This window comes from Paeniglutamicibacter terrestris (assembly GCF_012271785.1).
GTDB lineage: Bacteria > Actinomycetota > Actinomycetes > Actinomycetales > Micrococcaceae > Paeniglutamicibacter > Paeniglutamicibacter terrestris.
Map to the genome: position 1 here is coordinate 151515 of NZ_JAAWVT010000005.1, position 19706 is coordinate 171220.

Annotated in this window: 14 protein-coding genes; 9 read left to right on the forward strand and 5 right to left on the reverse strand. The window is 63.7% G+C overall.

What is annotated here, in order from left to right; all coding sequences use genetic code 11:
• The first annotated feature begins 111 nt into the window (after window positions 1–111).
• From HED64_RS19875 to HED64_RS12090, 3 genes are read left to right on the forward strand one after another with little or no spacing between them, the layout of a single operon-like run.
• Entirely contained in the window at window positions 112–642 is a 531-nt protein-coding gene (locus tag HED64_RS19875) for a WhiB family transcriptional regulator (RefSeq protein WP_245325950.1), read from the forward strand.
• Window positions 588–4019, forward strand: coding sequence for a glycosyltransferase family 2 protein (locus HED64_RS12085; RefSeq protein WP_168152242.1), 3432 nt, complete (start codon window positions 588–590; stop codon window positions 4017–4019). The genes HED64_RS19875 and HED64_RS12085 overlap by 55 nt, the downstream gene beginning before the upstream one ends.
• A complete protein-coding gene (locus HED64_RS12090) occupies window positions 4016–5854 on the forward strand; it encodes a DUF5719 family protein (RefSeq protein ID WP_168152243.1) in 1839 nt (612 codons plus the stop codon). Before HED64_RS12085 ends, HED64_RS12090 begins: the two co-directional genes overlap by 4 nt.
• Here the strand turns inward: HED64_RS12090 and HED64_RS12095 are convergent.
• Window positions 5851–6360: a metallopeptidase family protein gene (locus HED64_RS12095; protein ID WP_168152244.1), complete on the reverse strand. Its 510-nt coding sequence runs from the start codon at window positions 6358–6360 to the stop codon at window positions 5851–5853. The genes HED64_RS12090 and HED64_RS12095 overlap by 4 nt on opposite strands.
• A gap of 99 nt (window positions 6361–6459) precedes the next feature.
• On the opposite strand from HED64_RS12095, the gene HED64_RS12100 reads away from it, so the two are divergent.
• The 3 genes from HED64_RS12100 to HED64_RS12110 all read left to right on the forward strand — a co-directional run bounded on the left by HED64_RS12100 (window position 6460) and on the right by HED64_RS12110 (window position 9006).
• Entirely contained in the window at window positions 6460–6858 is a 399-nt protein-coding gene (locus tag HED64_RS12100) for a DUF3499 domain-containing protein (protein WP_342590716.1), read from the forward strand.
• Between the two features lie 9 nt (window positions 6859–6867).
• On the forward strand, window positions 6868–7053 hold the full coding sequence (locus tag HED64_RS12105) for a hypothetical protein (protein WP_168152246.1): 186 nt from the start codon (window positions 6868–6870) through the stop codon (window positions 7051–7053).
• 333 nt (window positions 7054–7386) lie between these two features.
• Complete coding sequence (locus HED64_RS12110) at window positions 7387–9006, forward strand: TIGR01906 family membrane protein (protein WP_168152247.1); 1620 nt, start codon at window positions 7387–7389, stop codon at window positions 9004–9006.
• A gap of 259 nt (window positions 9007–9265) precedes the next feature.
• On the opposite strand, the gene HED64_RS12115 is transcribed toward HED64_RS12110, so the two are convergent.
• A complete protein-coding gene (locus HED64_RS12115; RefSeq protein WP_168152248.1) occupies window positions 9266–10873 on the reverse strand; it encodes a dolichyl-phosphate-mannose--protein mannosyltransferase in 1608 nt (535 codons plus the stop codon).
• Window positions 10874–10938: 65 nt separating this feature from the next.
• On the opposite strand from HED64_RS12115, the gene rsmI reads away from it, so the two are divergent.
• Both rsmI and HED64_RS12125 read left to right on the forward strand, forming a co-directional pair.
• The gene (gene rsmI, locus HED64_RS12120; RefSeq protein ID WP_168152249.1) at window positions 10939–11787 is read left to right on the forward strand and encodes a 16S rRNA (cytidine(1402)-2'-O)-methyltransferase; all 849 of its coding nucleotides are present in this window, start codon (window positions 10939–10941) and stop codon (window positions 11785–11787) included.
• Window positions 11788–11953: 166 nt separating this feature from the next.
• Complete coding sequence (locus HED64_RS12125; RefSeq protein WP_168152250.1) at window positions 11954–13438, forward strand: NAD-dependent succinate-semialdehyde dehydrogenase; 1485 nt, start codon at window positions 11954–11956, stop codon at window positions 13436–13438.
• Between the two features lie 133 nt (window positions 13439–13571).
• On the opposite strand, the gene HED64_RS12130 is transcribed toward HED64_RS12125, so the two are convergent.
• The 3 genes from HED64_RS12130 to HED64_RS12140 are packed head-to-tail and all read right to left on the reverse strand — an operon-like array spanning window position 13572 to window position 18459.
• Window positions 13572–16022 carry a transglutaminase TgpA family protein gene (locus tag HED64_RS12130; protein ID WP_168152251.1) on the reverse strand — a complete coding sequence of 817 codons (2451 nt, stop codon included), beginning with the start codon at window positions 16020–16022 and terminating at the stop codon, window positions 13572–13574.
• Window positions 16019–17452 (reverse strand): DUF58 domain-containing protein, encoded by a 1434-nt coding sequence (locus HED64_RS12135; RefSeq protein WP_168152252.1) that lies wholly within the window; start codon window positions 17450–17452, stop codon window positions 16019–16021. The genes HED64_RS12130 and HED64_RS12135 overlap by 4 nt, the downstream gene beginning before the upstream one ends.
• A gap of 26 nt (window positions 17453–17478) precedes the next feature.
• A complete protein-coding gene (locus HED64_RS12140) occupies window positions 17479–18459 on the reverse strand; it encodes an AAA family ATPase (protein WP_132361943.1) in 981 nt (326 codons plus the stop codon).
• A 184-nt stretch (window positions 18460–18643) separates the two neighbouring features.
• Here HED64_RS12140 and HED64_RS12145 point away from each other — a divergent pair, with 184 nt between their 5' ends.
• Complete coding sequence (locus HED64_RS12145) at window positions 18644–19606, forward strand: TatD family hydrolase (protein WP_168152253.1); 963 nt, start codon at window positions 18644–18646, stop codon at window positions 19604–19606.
• The last annotated feature ends 100 nt before the right edge of the window (window positions 19607–19706 follow it).

Sequence of the window (19706 nt, forward strand, 5' to 3'; positions counted from 1 at the left end):
GTCCGAGAGAGTGATTTTGTCTCGGGACGGCTTTTTATTGAAAGCCGTTGACGTCGCTCATCTTGGCAGCACATTGGGTTTATGTTCGTAACGGCGGAAGGTCAGTAAACCATGGGGAACATGGAACGAAGCTACGACGAAGCCGCAGCGCGGGCGCTTGCACCCTCCCACAACGGGGCACGCGATGTGCCTTCTGATTGGTTTGTCGATCCCGCAGAGGCCGGGGTTGAACACGATGGCAGCGCAGAGCGGATCTTGAGCCCTGCCGAAGAGACGGCCGCATTCCTGCTGGCGCATGACGCCGCCAATGAACTGGTTTCGGAACCCACCCCCTCGTGGGCACCTAGCCTTGACGCTTCACCAGATGGCAAGAGCCCTGCGCAGGCCATCTGGATCGGTTTAGGGGCCGAAGAAGAAGAAGGCGAACTAGGCTGGCAGTCCGAAGCGTTGTGCGCACAGACTGACCCCGAAGCCTTCTTCCCCGAAAAGGGCGGATCAACGCGGGACGCCAAGCGAGTATGCGGCGCGTGCAACGTGCGATCCGAATGCCTTGAATATGCGCTGACCAATGATGAACGGTTTGGCATTTGGGGCGGACTGTCCGAGCGCGAACGTCGTCGTTTGCGGAAACGAGCAATCTAATTCTTCCCACGATCCATGTCACCGCCATTGTTGCTACGCACAATGGCGCGACTTTTTTGCCCCGAACTCTCTCTGCCTTGCGTGGTCAGACCCGCTTGATCGACCGCTTTATCGGCGTTGACGCATCGTCCACCGATACATCGGCCGATTTGTTGCGCGATCAGCTGCCCTCCGACGCCACGCTGCTCTCTGCCCCAAAACATAGCTTTGGCCACTCGGTGATGACTGCGGTCAAATCCCTGAGCGCGCCCCGCGCCGGACGGACCGAGTGGCTGTGGCTGATTCACGACGACTCGGTACCCGAGCTTAACGCCCTGGAAAAACTCGTCACGGTGGTTGAAGCCACCGAATCCGTGACCATCGCCGGGTGTAAGCAACTTGATCTAGATTCACCACGCCGCCTGCTTGATGTAGGCCTAGGCGTGAACAAATATGCCGAGCGGCTATCCCTGATGGAAATCGACGAGGTTGATCAGGGACAGTACGACGCTCGCACGGACTCCTTTGCCGTCACCAGCGCCGGCATGCTCATTCGCCGCGACGTCTTTGAGGCCCTGGACGGTTTTGATCCAGCACTGCCAGGACTCGGCGATGACATGGACTTGTGTTGGCGCAACCGGCTCATGGGCAACCGTGTAGTGATCGTTCCCGCGGCAAAGATTTATCACAAGGCCGAGGTGATCCACGCCCTGGCCGGTCCCTCCGAAACCCGCCGGGCCGAGGTCTTCCTCCGTCTGAAGCACGCAACCGCCTGGACTATCCCGTTTATCGTGGTGGGTGCCGTACTCGGTGGAATCTTCAGTTTCTTTGGCTCCCTACTTGCCAAGGACCCCGGATACGCCTTCGGCCAACTCGGCGCAACCCTGCGAGCGGTGTGCACACCGATGAAGCTGGCCCGCTCCCGTGCCGCAGCTGCAAGCACCCGTAGGGTCCCACGCAACTCCATCGCCCGGCTGCTGACCGACCAAGATATCGTCCGCGAACACCGCAGACACATGATCGATTCGATGGGCGGCGAAAGCGTTTACGGCGACGGCACCGGCGCCACCGCAACCCAGGACCCCACCGGGGACACTCGTAATGACTTTGCCGCGCTCGCGGCCCCCACTCGCACCGCTGCCTTCGTCAGCGCCATCATCGCTGTGGTGGTGACCCTGGCGCTCTCCCTGCTCGGTCTGCGGGCCCTGCTTGGGGCTTCTGCCGTGGGCGGTGGCGCAATGTTGCCGATCTCCACCAACCCCGCGGAGATTCTGAGGAATGCCACCTCCTGGTGGGCCAACCTTGGCGCAGGAAGTCCGGGGGGTGGGGATCCCATCGATTTCCTCTACTGGTTCACTGCCCTGCTCGGTGGCGGCAACGCCAACGTCGTGGCCGTGGTGCTCACCTTGTTGAGCATGCCGCTAGCCGCACTGAGTGCCTGGCTGGGTCTGGGGGCCGTCACCCGTTCGCGCGCGGCGCGAATGGTCGGAGCTCTGCTCTGGGCACTTGCCCCGGCACTGCAAATTTCATTGGCTTCGGGACGCGCCGGAAGCGTGCTGGTGCACGTGCTGGCACCCCTGCTGCTGCTGACACTGATGCGCTCGGTCGGCGCTGGCGTCGACTTTAGGGCCCGTGGCGATCGCTCCTCACGCCCGGGCACCGGATCCATCCCCTCCTGGACAAGTGCTGCCGCCGCATCGCTCCTGCTTGCTGCCATCGCCGCAGGATCCCCGGCTGTGGGACTGACCCTTCTCGTGATGATCGTCGTGGTTGCCATCGCGCTGCGCTCGAGGGCCAAGACACTGTTCTGGGTGCCGTTGCCCATGGTGGTCTTCCACCTCCCGTTGCTGATCAACGCCCTGCGTAATCCGCGGGTGCTGTTCACTGACCCGGGGATTCCGCTGGCATTCAATCCCGCCCCGGTCTGGGCCCAGGCACTGGGATTCCCCACCGCCTTTGAGCCCCTGGCCACGCCCGCAGGTTTCGCCTTCCTGCCTGAAGGCCCGTGGGCGCTGGTATTGGTGCTGTTGGTTGGTTTGCCGTTGTTGGCATTCGCCACCATGGGACTCTTTGCCGGGGGAGCCAAGGCTTCGCTGCCATTAGCCAGGATGCTGTGGCTGTTGAGCGTGCTGATGCTAGCCGCCGCTTATGGTGCTTCGCTGATTCCAGCGGCCGTGGACGGGAACGTCCTCGTCACCGCGTTTACTGGCCCCTTTGTTTCCTTCTTTGTCCTCGGACTAATTTTTGCTGCCGGACTGGGCATCTCCGTGTTCCGTGGTGAACGCTCCAGCCTTGGAATTGATGCTGCCCCGGCAATACCACGGGCGAACAAGGGAGTGCTGATCGGCGCCTCGACACTGTTGGGCCTCTCGGTCCTGGTGGCTGGATCCAGTTGGATCATGGCTCAACTCCCGGCACCCGCCGATGCGCGAGCCACCACCCAAATGGGCACCACCAGTGAGCTGACAGCTATTTCAGCCCGGACCTTGCCCGCCACCGCCGCGGACCGCGGACTGGGAGACTATGAAGAACGCACCCTAGTGCTGACCCAGACCGGGGACGGGGCAGTCAGTGCCGCATTGATGAACGGGGCCGGCACCACCGCCGATGCCCTGTCACAAACCACAACCGCCAACCGGCTGATCGGCTCGCTGCTGGCACCGACGTTGCGCGGATCCGATGACGCCGACCAGCTCATCGAACGGACTGTGGCAACACTTGTCTCGGACTCCGAACTTGACCCGCGTGAAGAACTTGCGTCACTAAGTACCGGATTTGTGGTGCTCAAGGATGATCGACAGACCGCCTCCGCCTTGGTCGCGCGCCTCGACGCGGTGCCCGGTCTGGTCTCGGTCGGTAGAACCGAAGCCGGTTGGCTATGGCGCGTCGCCCCACAACAGGTTATCGAGAACGTGGATAACGCCACCGACTCAACCTCACGGGTGCGCATCGTCCAGGACGGAAAAACCACCGCACTGCTGGCCTCAAACCGTGGTCAGGTCACCGCGACACCCATTGAATCCGGCGCCGAGGGCCGCACCCTAGTGCTGGCCGAACGGAGTAACGCCGGCTGGGTGGCAACCCTGAACGGTGTTGAACTTAAATCCGTGACGGTGGGTGCCGAGAACACCACCGGCGCCGCACCCTGGGCCCAAGGCTTTGAACTCGGTGCCGGAGCAGGCACCCTGGAATTGAGCTACCAGAGCCCCTATGAGGTGCCACTTTCGATCGCCAGATTCGTGGTGCTGCTGCTGGCTCTCTTGCTGGTCATCCCCATTCCACGCAACCGCCGCTTTGCTGCACGCCGACTGGCTGAGTACCGTACCAGCGGCAATGCCGAAAGCATCGATGAGCTTGACCGTGGCACTCATGCCGCGAAGGGCAAGGAGCAAAAGTGAGCAACGATTCCCGCAGGGCACGGCGTGAGGAAGAACGCCTGGCACAGTCAGCCCGTGAAGCTGCTGGATTAGCTCCCGGCACCGCAGCGCCCAAAAATCCCGAGCCAACGCCCGCTCCCGCAGCAGCTGAACCACCGGTTCCGGCCAGTACCGGAGCGCAGGATGCCGCGAACCCCGATGCCGGGGCCACAGCACCGCGCAGCGCGTCAACCTCGGAACGCTCCGCAGCCAAGGAACAAAGCTCAAAGACCAAGAAGCAGCGGCGCGGCTTAGGAATGTTGGGGTCCATCGGTGTGCTCTGCCTCGGCGCGGGCGCCATCACCGCTGGCACCCTCATTCCACCGGGAAACCTCGGCGCTGATACCGCCGTCGAAGTAGCGGCAACCTCGTTGCCTGCCGGTGACTCGCTGGCCACCTGCCCGGCAACTATGAAGCTTTTCACCGGAGCCGGCACCGGGGTCGACCCCGAGTTTGAGCCCGCCTCCAAGGACGCCAAAACTTCTGTGCGCGCAGCCATCATCTCCGATGCGGCCGGCAGGATCCCCGGTGGCGAACTGCTCAAGAGCGATGCCAAGGTCGATAAGAGTATCGCCCCACGTATCAGCGCCGAAGAAGCGGAAACCTCCACCGGCTCCAGCGCCGATGGCAGCTCGGGACTCAAGGGAGTACTCGGTCCGGTGAGCTCATTCGCTGAGACCCTGACCCTGCATGCCCAGCCGCTGGGCGGAGTGCAGACACTGGCATCGGCCGTCCGCACCTATAGTGCCAATGGCGGGGACCTCGCTGGCCTAGCCGTTGCCGGTTGCACGGCGCCGGCCGCCGAGACCTGGCTCACCGGAGCGATTACTACCCCGGGTTCAACCGCCGTGCTGAACCTAGTGAACTCCTCGGCGTCCGTCGCCGCGGTCCGGGTGGACCTGCGAGGTGCCGAAGGTGCGATTTCCGCCCCTAACCTCACCGAGTTGGCCGTGGCGCCGGGTGAAACCAAGTCCATCATCTTGGCGGGCTACGCATCGAACGAAACGGCGCTTTCGGCCAAGGTGACCGCCAGTGGTGGACGGGTGAACGCGACCATCCAGCAGAGCACGCTGCGTGGGTTGGTTCCCGGCGGTATCGATTACTTGGGGGCTGCTGCCACGGCAAGCACTACCCAAGTGATCCCCGGCGTGGGAATCCTGGACCCGGCACTGGCTCAGGACCTGGCCAAACCCGCAGCGAATGCTAACGCGGTCGCCCAAGTGGTGTTGGCAGCAACCTCCGCCGAGGGCGCCACCGTCAAGGTGAAGGCCATGGGACCCAACGGCGAGGTAGAGATTCCCGGTGGCGGTGAGGTTGTGGTGGCCTCGAACGCCACCGCAAGCCTGTCTCTGGCCGGACTACCCGCCGGATACTACACGATCGTTGTTGACGCCGATTCTCCGGTCAGCGCGAGCGTGAAGATGGTACGCGGCACCAAGGCCGCTGATCCCATTGACCAGGCCTGGGCGACGGCGGCACAGCGCTTGGGCAGCGAACACCTCTTGGTACTTCCCACGGTGGGCTCGGCCCGGTTGGTGCTCAACGCACCAAACGGCGAGTCCACGGTGAATGTGCGCTCGATGAATAGCGACGGGAAGCTCTCTGCGGCACGATCCGTGGAACTGACCGGCGGTAAATCGACGGTGCTCTCCGGCAACGATTTTGGCAAGGGCACGGTGGCTGTGATGCTCTCGGCCACCGGATCACCCAGCTACGGTGCAGCGGTAGTTCAAGAGGGTTCCTATGGCATTGCTGCCTTGCCAGTGAGCGAGGCTCCCGCTGGGCGCGAGGGCGTCACGGTTCTACTGCGGGACTAGCGTTCCGGGCCCCAGGCGCCATAGCCGGGGTCAACCGCCTGCGGGTCCATGGCCCATAGCTCGGCCAGTTGCTCCACGATAGAAAAGTGGATCAATTCGGGCAGCAGGTCGGTGCCCTGATGGCTGGCCTCCTCGATGGGGCGGCGATAGAGCGTAATGCGTTCTGGTTCGCCCCGTCGTGCTGACCTGCTGGTGGCCCACGGCACGCGAATGCCAGCTGCCTCTGCTCGTGTGATGACCTTGGCGGCGGGCGCCTGCAAGATGCGGAAATCGATCCGGGTCACGCGATCGCCCCACCGGTCCGCCAGACGCTCGGCCGATTCGACCAAGAGATCCTCGAAGCGCTCGGCCCGCGTGCGGGCTCCGGGCAGGGGCGCCATGAGCATCGGACCGCGTCGACCGCGGCCGTGGCGGTTGCGTTTGCGCGTCTCAAAGCTCCGAGCCACGCCGCTGTCTAAGGATCGCGGGTCGCGTGTATCCAAATCGATCGACAGTTTTCCGAGCATGTTCCAAGCCTAAGCCACGCCACGGTGACACGATCCACCGGGCCTTGCCCGGCGGTGCGGACCATGCGCCCGAAGTCTGCTGAGGTAGTCTGTGTAATCGTGGGATCATCCAGACTTTGTTCACGTTCGGCGTGTGGCCAGCAGGCCATCGCCACCTTGACGTATGTGTACGCCGACTCGACGGCGGTGCTCGGCCCCTTGGCGACCTTCGCAGAACCGCATTGTTATGACTTGTGCGCACAGCATGCGCAACGACTGACCGTGCCCCTGGGATGGGAAGTCTTGCGACTGGCATTGCCCGAGCAGGGCCGGCTACGCAACGATGACCTCTACGCACTGGCCAATGCCGTACGCGAAAACGAAGAACAGCCCCCCGTGGTTCCGGCCAATGAAACTCCGACGGCGCGATCAGCACCGCCGGCCATCGAACCCGGTGACACCCAGGCACTGACCCGTCGGCACCTGCGCGTGCTGCGCGAAGGAACGCTGGAGCCCTAAACTGGGATCATGTCGAATCTTTCCTCACTGCTCACCACCGCGCTTCGTTGCCCCATCACCGGTTCCCCGTTGACTCAAATCGGCGACACCCTGCTCTCCACATCAAAGGGTCCCAACGGGGAATCCTATTCCTACGTTATCGACGAAGGAATACCGCTGATGTTGGCTACCGAAGCAACCATCATCCCCGCTTAGGCAGCCGCATCAGCGCTGGGTTAACACCGCGAAGTCGACCGCGATAGTGGCGCCGGGACCCACCTCGGCGGACCGGCGGCACTGCAGAAGCAGCGGCCGGAGCGCACAAAAGACCAGCTCACCGATGCCCGTATGAACACCCCGCGAAGGGTGTCTACCTGCGGGCATCGTCATATTGCGGGACCGACACGCGGGCGTCAAAACACCGTAGTGGCCCGCTGGCGCCCACTGTGCTGGATAGTCTTGGTCATGGTGTGTGTGAGGTCAGGAGCCTGGTTCCGGCTGAACCGCACCACAAGCGCACCGCATGTCAGAGTTTTTTGAGGGAGAAGCATGGCTGAGCAGGACAAACTGCAGACCGGCAAAGCGGAATCGAGCACGCCCGCCGAGGCCGGTGCCAACGCCGACGCCAAACCGGTACAGGAGCCCGGCACGCTCAGTGCTGCCGCTGCCGCGGCCGCTGCCAAGATCGAGGCATCCATGGTGGTAGCGCGTGCTCAGGCCGCTGCCGCCAAGGAAGCCGCTGCAGAGGAAGCCGCTAAAGCAGCCTCCGCCAAGGACGTCGCTGCAAAGGCCACAGCCGACAAGGAAGCTGCCGCTAAAGCCGCCGCTGCCAAGGCTGCCACCGATAAGGAAGCTGCTGCAAAGGCCGCGGCCGACAAAGAGGCCACTGCAAAAGCTGCAGCCGCGAAGGCGACCGCAGCTAAAGTTGCCGCCGCCAAGGCGACACAGCCTCAGACGAAAGCACCTGTGGCCCCCGCGGCCACGACCGCTACATCAGCGGCCACCCCAGCTCCCAAGACTCCTGCAGCGCCCGGCAGTGCACCCGTAGCATCCGCGACTCCCGCGGCCAAAGTAGACGCGTCGGCCGCACAACCGGCAGCCGCGCCCACAGTCGTCCCCGCTAAGCCCGCGGAAAAGCCCCAGGTCAAGGAAGTGACGGAACCGGAGGAGATCGAAGACATCATCGCGAAGATCCCCGTTGAGCCGCCGCCCGCCACAACCAAGGTGGCCGTCACCGAAAAGCCGCGCGCCGCACACTCGAGTGCTCCGGCCGAGCAAAATGCCGACGCCACCACGGTCCTGCCGCGGCCAACCTCGGCCGAACCCAAGGTTAAGGCCGCCGAGCAGACCGCCTCGGCTGTTGCCGAGGCCCGCAGCCGCGTCTTTGGTGCCTACACCCCGGTCCCCGAACCCACACCCGCAGCCCGTGAACGCCGTAGCCGCCGCGAGGCAGCCCTTGAGGCCAAGCCACCGTTGGCACGTACCCTGCAGGTGCTGCTGGCCATTTGCTACCCGTTCCTGCTGCTCATCGTGGTCATTCGGCTCATCGCCAGCCCGATCTTCCTCTGGATCGCTTACCAGCGCCCGGGATTCCCGGCCGATAGCTTCGGATTCAGCACCGCGGACAGACTGAATTACGGATCCTTTGGCGTGGACTTCCTGAACAACGTCGCGGATAACCGCTACTTGGGCGAGTTACGGGATATCAACGGAAACCCATTGTTCCTGGCCACCGAGGTCCAGCACATGGCCGATGTTAAGCACGTGATGTCGTTGACTTATCTTGCCGGTGCGATCTTGGGCGTCATCGTGCTCTTCGCCCTGATCTACCTGGGCAAGCGCTACTCCGGAGGGACGCGCCGCGGACTCTTCGCCGGATCCATCGCCACGATTGTGCTGCTGGCCGGGCTGGTGACCGTCGCGGTCATGGGTTGGGAAACGTTCTTCACCAGCTTCCACAAGATTTTCTTCGCCAATGGCACCTGGACCTTCAACTACTCCGACACCCTGATCCGGCTCTACCCGCCGCAGTTCTGGGTGGATGCCGCCATCGGCATCGCCGGGCTGGTGCTCATTACCTCGATCATCACGCTCATCGCCACCTGGCCCACCGCCAAGCGTCGTGAGCTGGCGCGCCTGCGCCAAGAAAAGCGGGTATTCGGGCTCTAGCCCAAGGGTTTAGGTTCTCTACTCATCCCGGGTCGGGGGGAGTGACGCAGTACTTCATGATGAAGGGCAGCGTTTTCCCCCGGTCCGGGATTCTTTTTGCCCGTACAAAAAGTTGCCGGAACGCTCAGGATGTGGCATCGCGGCGTCGGCGGTCCGGTGATGACCACACTGACTCTTGCACCCGTTGCGCGGTACCAGGCACACCCGATCCTGGGGCGCTGGACGGCAAAACGCGGGTGTAGCCAGCCAGAAGCGCGGGTTATCCCCAGCTGGGCATCCAGATGTGGTTGCGCCAGCTGGTGTAGGTGATCATGTCCCCGGTCCATACCGGGAGGAAGAACGCGGAGAGTGCCACCACCAGGGCCAAGAAGATGCCAATGCCCCAGAACGCCCGGCGCCGCTGCCACAGCGATTGATCGGCGCTGGGCAGGAAGCGACCGATGACGTAGCAGAGCGAGAGCACCATGAAGGGGGCGAAGGGCAGTGTGTAAAAGAAGAACATGGTGCGGTCCGGGTAAGCGAACCACGGCAGGAAACCCGCGGCCAACGCGGAAAGGATGGCACCGGCACGCCAGTCCCGCGCACCGATCCAATAGAAGAGCACCAGCAGTAGGCTCAGCGTTGCCGCCCACCACATGATCGGGTTGGGTAGATCGGTGATGGCCTGAACGCAGTCGGCAGTGGTGCAGCCATACTCGCCGTTCGAGCGCGATTCATAGAAGAAGAGCACGGGACGTCCGGCAAAGAGCCAACTCCAGGGCGAAGATTCCCAGCTGTGCGGTGAGCTGAGGCCCTGATGGAAGGCATAAGCGGCGCGATGATATTCACCGAATGAACGCCACACATCTGGCACCCACCCCCATGTTTCCGAGGGATTTTGCGCACCCCATTGGCGGTAGCGCCCTCCGCTGGAGAATATCCAGCCACTCCAGGTGGCCACATAAACTAGGGCGGCCGTGGGGATGATCAACAAGAATGCGGGAATTCCATCACGCAGCAGCCCACCGAGCATCCAATGCCGGATGCCCACGCCGCGGCGGGCGGAAAGATCCCACAACACCGTCATCAGTCCGAAGACGGCAATGAAGGACAGCGCCGACCATTTCACCCCGGCAGCGCAGCCCAGCATGATGCCTGCCACCAGACGCCACGGTCGCCACCAGAGCCACGGCCCGTAGGCCAACAACCGGTCCGCCGGGCGTGAACCATCCGCTGTGGCCAAGATGCTGGCGAGCTTTTCGCGTCCGTGGGAGCGGTCAATGAGTAGGGCATAGAACGCGGCAAGGATGAAGAACATCAGGAAGATATCCAGCAGCCCGGTCCGGGATGTGACAATCTGGTGCCCATCAACCGCGGCCAACAACCCCGCAATTCCGCCCAAGACCACCGAGGAGAACAACCGTTGGGCGACCAGGGCGCAGAGCAATACCGCCAGCGTGCCAAAGAGCGCCGACGAAAAACGCCAGCCCAGCCCATTGTCGGTGCCAAAGAGCCACATGCCACCGGCTATGAGCCACTTGCCCAGCGGGGGATGGACCACAAAGGACGCGGCGGTGGAGGGGGCAGGTTGCCCGGCGATAAAGGATTCGTTGGGGTCATCTCCCCACTCCAACTCGTAGCCCGCCTGCATCATGGTGTAGGCATCCTTGACGTAGTACGTCTCGTCAAAAATTAGCAGGTGCGGGTGGGCGAGATTCGAGAAGCGCAGCACCGCACCGAGCAGCATCATCGCCAGCGGAACGATCCAGCCCAGCATCCCTGCGCGATACACGGGGCCCAACAATCGGTCCCTGAGCACTGTTAAACCAAAGGCGTCGGCGGGGGCTAGTACCCAGCGGCGCCGGGTCTGCGTGGAAGCTGTAGTCACCAACAACACTCTACCGGCGGCCCCTAGCGGGATTCGGCGGCGCGCGCTGGGCGTAGGCTTGAGACGTGGAAACTCAACAAACACCGGGCCAGATCGTGTTGGCGGCAACGCCCATTGGCAACCTTTCCGACGCATCCCCTCGGTTGATCGAGTTGATGAAGAGCGCCGACATCGTCGCGGCGGAAGACACCCGCAGGTTCTTGCACCTAGCCACGGGTCTGGGCGTGCGTGTTCCAGGCCGACTGATCAGCTACCACGAGCACAACGAAACGCACCGACTCACCGAACTGCTGGAACTGGTGGCCGGCGGCGCAACGATCTTGGTGGTCTCCGATGCCGGCATGCCAGCGGTCTCCGATCCTGGCTTCAAGCTGGTGGAGGCCGCCGTTAAAGCCGGCGTCACCGTCACCGCCGTTCCCGGCCCCTCCGCCGTGCTCACCGCGTTGGCACTCTCCGGGCTGCCCACGGACCGGTTCACCTTTGAGGGTTTCTTGCCGCGCAAGGCGGGGGAGCGCACCAAACGCCTCCAGGATTTGGCCACCGAGCAACGCACCATGGTGTTCTTCGAGGCACCGCATCGCCTCGACGCCATGGTCCGCGCGCTACGCGAGGCCTTCGGCCCGGACCGCAAGGGCGCCATCGCCCGCGAATTAACCAAAATGTATGAAGAAGTGATCCGCGGCAGCCTCGACGAGCTATTGGTCTGGGCCGAGGGTGAGGTCCGTGGCGAAATCGCCGTGGTCATCGCCGGTGCCCCGGCCGGGGAACCAGCGCGCGCTGTTGACCACGTGGCGCAGGTACAGGCCTTGGTCACCGATGGATTGCGCCTGAAGGAAGCGGTCGCCGCGGTGGCGGAGACCGAGCGCTTATCCAAGCGTGAGCTCTATGCGGCTGTCCTTGAGGCCCGCGCTTAAGATAAGAGCACATTCTCCCGGCAGGGGACTCATGGGATAAGTGCACAAAAACGGGACCCCGTCATAGTGCAGCTGGAAATTTACACCCATGGCTTCGCGCCACTACCGTGGGGTGCAACACGACCCACTATTTTGCACCCCCATGTTCAAGGGAGAACGCACGACTATGACCATCACCCCCGAACGCGAAGCCGAACTCCTCGCTTCCGTCCCCACCGGCCTGCTGATCAATGGGCAATGGCGTGAAGCTTCCGACGGCGGAACCTTCGACGTCTTGGACCCGGCCACCGGCAAGGTGCTTGCCACCTTGGCCTCCGCCACCTCTGAGGACGCCATGGCAGCCCTCGACGCCGCGGATGCCATCCAAGCAACGTGGGCACTGACCGCACCGCGTGAGCGCGCCGAGATCCTGCGCCGCGCCTTCGACCTGGTCACGGCCCGAGCGGACGACTTCGCGCTGCTGATGAGCCTGGAAATGGGTAAGCCGCTGGCCGAGGCCCGCGGCGAGGTCACCTATGGCGCCGAGTTCCTGCGCTGGTTCTCCGAGGAGACGGTGCGCGACTACGGCCGCTACCTCACCACGCCCGAGGGCAAGAACAAGATGATCGTGCACACCAAGCCCGTTGGTCCGTGCCTGCTGATCACCCCGTGGAACTTCCCGCTGGCCATGGCCACCCGTAAGGTCGCTCCGGCGATCGCCGCCGGTTGCACCATGGTGCTCAAGCCCGCCAAGCTCACCCCGCTGACTTCTCAGCTCTTCGCCTCCATCATGATGGAGGCAGGCCTGCCGGCCGGCGTGCTGAACGTTGTGTCCTCCAAGAGCGCCTCGAAGATCTCCGGCCCGCTGATGCAGGATGATCGCCTGCGCAAGGTGTCCTTCACCGGTTCCACCGCCGTGGGCAAGATGCTGATGAAGGATGCAGCGGACAAGGTGCTGCGTACCTCCATGGAGCTCGGCGGCAACGCACCGTTCCTGGTCTTCGAGGATGCCGATCTGGATGCCGCAGTTGAGGGTGCCATGGCCGCCAAGATGCGCAACATGGGCGAGGCGTGCACCGCTGCCAACCGCTTCCTGGTGCACGAGTCGGTGGCCAAGGAATTCATTGCTAAGTTCTCCGCCGCCATGGGCGCGCTGAAGACCGGCCGCGGTACCGAGGCCACCAGCAACGTTGGCCCGATCATCGATTCCGGTGCGCGCGATGACATCCACGCGCTGGTTTCCAAGGCCATTGAGGCCGGTGCCACCGTTGAGACCGGCGGCGCCCCGATCGAGGGCCCGGGCTACTTCTACGCACCGACGGTGCTCTCGAACGTCGCCAACGACGCCGAGATCCTGCGCCAGGAAATCTTCGGTCCCGTCGCCCCGGTGACAACCTTCCGCGACGAGGCACACGCCATCTCCTTGGCTAACGCCTCGGAGTACGGTCTGGCCTCCTACATCTACACCCGCGATCACAACCGCCTCTTCCGCGTCGCGGAGCAGATCGAATTCGGTCTGGTCGGCTTCAACGCCGGCGTCATTTCCAACGCGGCGGCACCGTTCGGCGGAGTAAAGCAGTCGGGTCTGGGCCGCGAGGGCGGCGCCGAGGGCCTGGCCGAATACACCACCACCCAGTACATCGGCATCGCCGACCCGTACGCCGCTCGCTAGGTCGCCACACGCACAACTCGGCGCCCGAGTGACTCACACCCCCCGGTCATCTTCCTCGTAGAAGAGATGAGCGGGAGCGTGGGTGGCTCGGGCGCCGTCGTGCTTTCTGCTGGCGGGCCGGTACCCTCCCGTTTTAGCTCCGGGAGGCGTAGCCGGCCGGTTCCAGCGGGCGCGGGGCGAACAGCGATGCCGGCCACAGGGCGCGGCGTATCCGCTGGCCCATATCACCGCGGGCAGCCAGAGCATGCTTGAGAGTAGCGAGCGCGCTCAACAGCTCGTCCTCCGTGGGCCCGGGTGCGCCCACCGGTGCATAACGCAGGCGCTCATAGGCCGAGGCCAAGAATTCGAGCTCACTGGTTTGCGCGGGAATGAGCTGGGCGAGCCGGCGCGCATAGTGCCCCACCGCTTCGTCCTGCCGCATCGGCAAGGAATGATCCAAGCCCATGGCCACCAGTTCGGCCCAGGCCGCCGCCGCACCGCTTTCCTTGCCATAACTCAACACTGCCTCACCGGTACGGCGCACCCGGGTCAGCCGGTTGGCGCGCTGGATCCGGCGCAGTGTCCAGGGCAGCGCGCCGAGCATTACCAGGCCGAGCAGGATCAGTAGCGGGGCTGCAGAGACCGGGCTCGAGTCTTCACCGGTTCCCGGGGCACCCAGCGCCGCGCCGGAAGAGCTGGAGGACTGTGTCGATGATGATGCGGCACCGCGTGAGGTGGACAGCTCCGGGTCTTCCCCATTGCTGGCCGTCGGGACGGTAGGTGCAGGAGCATATTCTGGGGGAACCCCGCGCCCTGGCGTCGGCTCAAAGGCCACCCACCCGGCACCGGGCAGGTATAGCTCGGGCCAGGCGTGGGCATTGCGGGAGCTGACGGTGAATTCGGCCAATTCCGACTGGTTCTGCCCGGAGATGACCTCTCCGGTGGCGGTGCCCGGCGCGTATCCGGTGACCAAGCGGCTGGGGATCCCCAATTCGCGGGCCATCAGCGCCATGGTGGAGGCGAAGTGCACGCAGTATCCGGATTTTTCCCGCAGGAACGCATCGATCACCTCCATCCCACTGCCGTCGTAACCGTCGCGCACCGGAGTCTGCTCCGAATAGCTAAAGGCACGCGAACGCAGGTAATCCTGAATCGCGACGGACTGACTATAAGCATCTTGATCCGCGTCCTTGATCGCCTCCGCGGTGGCGGAAGCCAACGACGCTGGCGCATCCGCCGGTAGATCGAGATATTGCCCGTCGACCTCGGAGAAGTAACCGTCCGGGAAGGAGCCGGATAACTCGCTCAGCCCGCGCGCGGTGATCTTCGGATTCACACTCATCACGGTAATGTCGGCGGCTGCCGGCGTGTAATTTTCGGCGGCGCGCAGGGTCCCGTTCTCCGCGCTCCAACGCCAGCTCTCATCTAGCCCGTTCAGCGTGATCGCGTTTGCTGGAAGCGGCATCCAGACTCCCCGATAGCTGTCGGTGATCACCCGGGTAAAGGTCGGTTCGCTGGCCTCGAAGGCACCGGGGAAGGTGAGGGTCATCAGGGACTCGGTGGCCGGGACCCGGTAGGCCGCCGCATCGGGTTCCCAGCGTTCTGCGGTGAGATTCCCGATGACAGAGGTACGCAGGTAGACCGGTTCGGTGGAATCGGTGAAGTAGTGCAATACCGTGCCGCTGGAGCGGCTGCGCAGGTCATTGCCCAGGGAAATCAACGGGTCAATGTTGGTCGCCTGCTGGCCCCAGGAGGGCCGGGTGCCCTCGGAGAGCATGCCCTTGGAGAATCCGGGGATGAGGATCGGGAGCACCAGCAGGGCCACCATGGAACCGGCGAGGATGAGACCTCCCTGGATGAGGACACCACTGCGTCGGGCGCCGGCGGAGAACCGCGCGCTCGGCTCCGTCGGGTTGGCGATTTCCAAGGCGCGTGGCACTCCGGCACGAGTGGACGTGGATAAACTGCGCTCCGCGGCGAGGATCAGCAGGAAACCCAGGATGGTCAGTGCGACGGGCACGATGCCGGCACCGTGCGGTTCGAAGAGCGCGGCGATCGCTACCAACATGGCCAGCGGGATACCGGCCAGCGCCGGGGCGCGAATCGCGAAGGCTAGGGTATCCACGGCGAGGGTGATCACCGCCGCCCAGAGGCAGACGGAGAAGGTGATGACCCCGGTGGTGGCCACCGGCGGTACCTGGGAACCCATTTCCGCATTGGCCTGCGCCCACACGCGCAGCAGAGCCCGGACGGTGGATCCGGTGGGGATGAACCCTAGGACGGCGGTATTGGCGAAAAATAGCACCGTCAGTATCAGCACCGCTGTGAGTATCCCGGCCGCGGTGGGCAGGTAACGCGCGGGGCTCAGGTAACGCACCACGGTGGTGCTCAGCACGATGCCGAGCACCACCACGCCCACTTGGAGCATCCATCCCCAATCGCTGATCACACCGTGGATCGAGGCAGTCGCTGCGAGCACGGCAGCTACCGTGGCTAATCCGGCAGCGAGGTGTACGCGTGCAGATCCGCTGCGCCTTCGTGCCCTGGATCGCGGGGTCGGGGCGGGGGCGGAGGACTCGGTCCGCTGGAGGGTATCGGCACTCATTTCTGATTCCCCAGTTCGTTCCAGATATCGTTGAGCGCCATGGTGGGAGTGACAGCGAGCGCGGACCAGCCGGCCTGTCGAAAGCTGGCCATGACCGTGGCCAGTCGTTCGGCATGGTTGACCACACACAGCACCGTGACCTTGGTAGTGGTCCCGACGATGCTCAGCCACGTGTTGGCCTGGGCCGTGCTGGTCTCGCCCAAGATCAGGATCAAGCGGTCACCCGACTCGCGCAGCCGTGCCTTGAGCGACTCGGCCACCTCGATCCGATCCTCACTGAGCTGCTCGGGGATCGGTTCGGCCAGGCCCACGGCGGCCAGCGCCTGCTGCATTTCGGTGGTGGCGTGTACTCCGGTGAAGGGTTCGAGCCCATTGGCGGCAGCGGAGGCCGAAACACTATTGATGGCCGCTCCGCGGTCGTCAATCAGATCGATGCCGAACCCGGTGTGGGACAGATGCGAGCCGATGCCCAGCGCGGCATGCAATGCCCATTCGAAGCGGCGAGAAGAATCCTTGGGCGTGGCGGTGAATTGCGGGATGGAAATGACCGGTTCGGCTCCCACTCCCTGGGCCAGGAATGCCGAGCGCGACCGGTCGATCAACACGACCGCCCTTGGGGTGGCGCGATAGTCTTCCTGGCGCACCATCAGCGATCCGCGTCGCGCGGTGGCTGGCCAATGGATGCGGCGCACCGTGTCTCCGGGGCGGTATTCGCGGGTCATCACCTCGAAGGAGTCCGGGGTCAGCCGGCGGTTGGAGGAGGCCTGGCCATGCGATCCATGTTCACCGGGCAGGGTCGCCGGTTCCAGCTGTTCACATTGCGGCAGCGCGATCAACGCGCTGGGGGAGTCCACCGCTGCCGGCCGGGCGGCCAAACCAAACACATCGCCGACGCTGGCCCGCAGGGGGCCGATCGGGTAGATGCCGCGGGTGGCCGGGCGCAGTCGGTATTCGTACCAGCTCGAGGATTCGCTCCCGGTGTGGGTGGCGGTATGCGAGGGGTAGTGCAGGACCGGTCCCTTGCCAAAATCCGCGGGCAGGGTGTCGCTGAGTTGAATTGCTGCGGCGTTGCGACCCTGATGAGCGATGTTCAGACGCACGCGCACGCTGGAATCGCTCACCGCCATGGGCGGATTAAAGGTACGAGTCACGGCGAGCGCCGAATTCCCGAAGCGCAGCAGGAAGGCGGCGAGCAGCGGGGTCAGCAGCAGGACCAGCGAAATGGCCAGCAGTTCGCGCCTGCCCATGAGAAACGCAAAAAACAGGGCAGCGGCGCCGGCGGCAAAAAGTCCCCACCCGCGGGCGGTCAGAAAGCCAAGATGAAGCCGCTCGCGCAGTGTGGCTGGCGGCTCGTCAAGTTCCCAGTGGGAAAAGGAATGTGCCTCGCGGAACTCTTCGGTGTCCGCGCTCGGGGTGCTGTTCGGTTCCATGGCCACGCTCCGTGATCGCCGTTGCCCTAGCCGCGAGCCCCGGCACGCACCGGAATCGAATTGAGGATGGCCACCAGGATCGATTCGGCATTGGAGCCAGCCGCCTCGGCGCGGCGGTGCAGGATCAGTCGGTGACCGAGGACCTTGGCGGCGATATTGCGCACGTCCTCGGGTAATACGTAGTCGCGGGTGTTCAGCGCCGCCTCGGCCTTGGCGGCACGAAGTAGCTGCAATAGCGAACGTGGAGATGCGCCCAGGCGGATATCCGGGTGTTCGCGGGTCGCTCGACCCAGCGCCACCACATATTCCTTCACCGGTTCGGAGGCATAAACGGCAGCGACGGTGTTGATCAGCGTATGCAGCGAGGCCACGTCGAGCACGGGGCGTAGATCATCAAGCGGGGAGGCCGATTGGTGGCTTTCAAGCATTGCCATTTCGGCGGCTGCATCCGGGTAGCCCATGGAAATCTTGGCCATGAACCTGTCACGCTGGGCCTCGGGCAGCGGGAAGGTGCCCTCCAACTCAATCGGGTTCTGGGTGGCGATCACCATGAAGGGACTCTCCAGTGCGTGAGTAATCCCATCGACGGTCACCTGACCCTCCTCCATGCATTCAAGCAGAGCGGACTGGGTCTTGGCGTTGGCCCGGTTGATCTCGTCGCCGATCACGATGTGCGCGAAGACCGGGCCGGGGCGGAACTGGAACTCATGGGTGTTCTGGTTAAAAATCGAGACACCCGTGACGTCCGAGGGCAAGAGGTCCGGAGTGAACTGGATGCGGTGTACGGTGCAGTCAACGGACTTGGCCAGCGTCTTGGCCAGCATGGTTTTGCCGACGCCCGGAACGTCTTCGAGCAGCAGGTGGCCCTGGGCCAGCAACACAATCAGCGCGGTGCGTGCCACTTCCGCCTTGCCGTCGATCACCGTCGCGATCCCGGCCAGCACTTTTTCACAAATCTTTCCGAACTCGTCGGCCGGAAGAATCTGGGACTCGGTGGAAAGCGACATGCAATGTCCTCCTGGACGACAGCCGTAGGGTCAATCGGTGGCTTCCTTCTCCTCAAAGAATACCTTTATAGTTGTGCGGCCGGTCACTCTCGGGTACGTGCGGCGCGGGGCCACGTACCCTAGTAGGGGCGAAAGCCCATGGCCCCACCCACGGGGAGCAACACTTAGGAAGGCGTCATCAGCGATGGCAACAACAGATAACCCGGCCCGAACCCCACACGACCAGGGTGTCCCGCACGCCTACCTGCCCGCCCCCGACGCGGGCGCATCCGCCGACAATCTGGTCCGCAGCAAGCAGGACGACTCGGGACAAAAGCGCAATCTTGCCTACCCTCCGGCTCCCTTACCTCTGCCCTTCGGTGTGCCGGATAACCACACCCACCTCGACTTCCGCGACGGAGTCGTGAACGTGAGCGTTGCCCAGGCGCTGGATGCGGCAAATGCCGTAGGTGTTCCAGGTGTTATTCAGGTGGGTTGCGATGTCGAGTCCTCCGAATTTGCCGTTCGTGCCGCGGCGGAGGATTCACGCGTCCTGGCTGCGGTGGCCATTCATCCCAACGACGCGGCACGCCTGGCCGAAACCGGTGACCTTGAGGCGGCCATTAGTCGTATCGAGGAGCTGGCGGCACATGAGCGTGTACGGGCGGTTGGTGAGACCGGGCTCGATTACTTCCGCACCAAGGAGCCGGGCCGACCGGCACAAGAACGCTCCTTCCGCGAGCACATCCGCATTGCCCGCGAGCACTCTAAAGCCCTGCAGATACACGATCGTGATGCACATCTCGATGTGGTCCGCGTCCTGAAGGATGAACAGTTGCCCGAACGGGTGGTCTTCCACTGTTTTTCCGGCGATGCGCAACTGGCGGAGATCTGCAATGAGAACGGCTGGTATCTCTCCTTCTCCGGGACGGTGACATTTAAGAATTCGCATGATCTGCGTGATGCATTGATGGTAGCCAGACCGGAATTAGTCATGGTTGAAACGGATGCTCCGTTCCTTACTCCGCACCCCTATCGGGGACGTCCGAACGCCAGCTACTTGATCCCGCAGACGGTGCGATTCATGGCCGAAACCAAGGGGATAGACCTGGAGGAATACTGCCGCACCTTGGCAGCAAATACTCGGCGTGTCTACGGCGCTTTTTAGGCGAAGTTATGCCCAAAGCAAGCACAAAGTGCTTGCCACCTTATTACGATTCGGTTACGGTTAACTTTTAGTAGCCGGGATCGGGGAAGGTTCCCGGGTG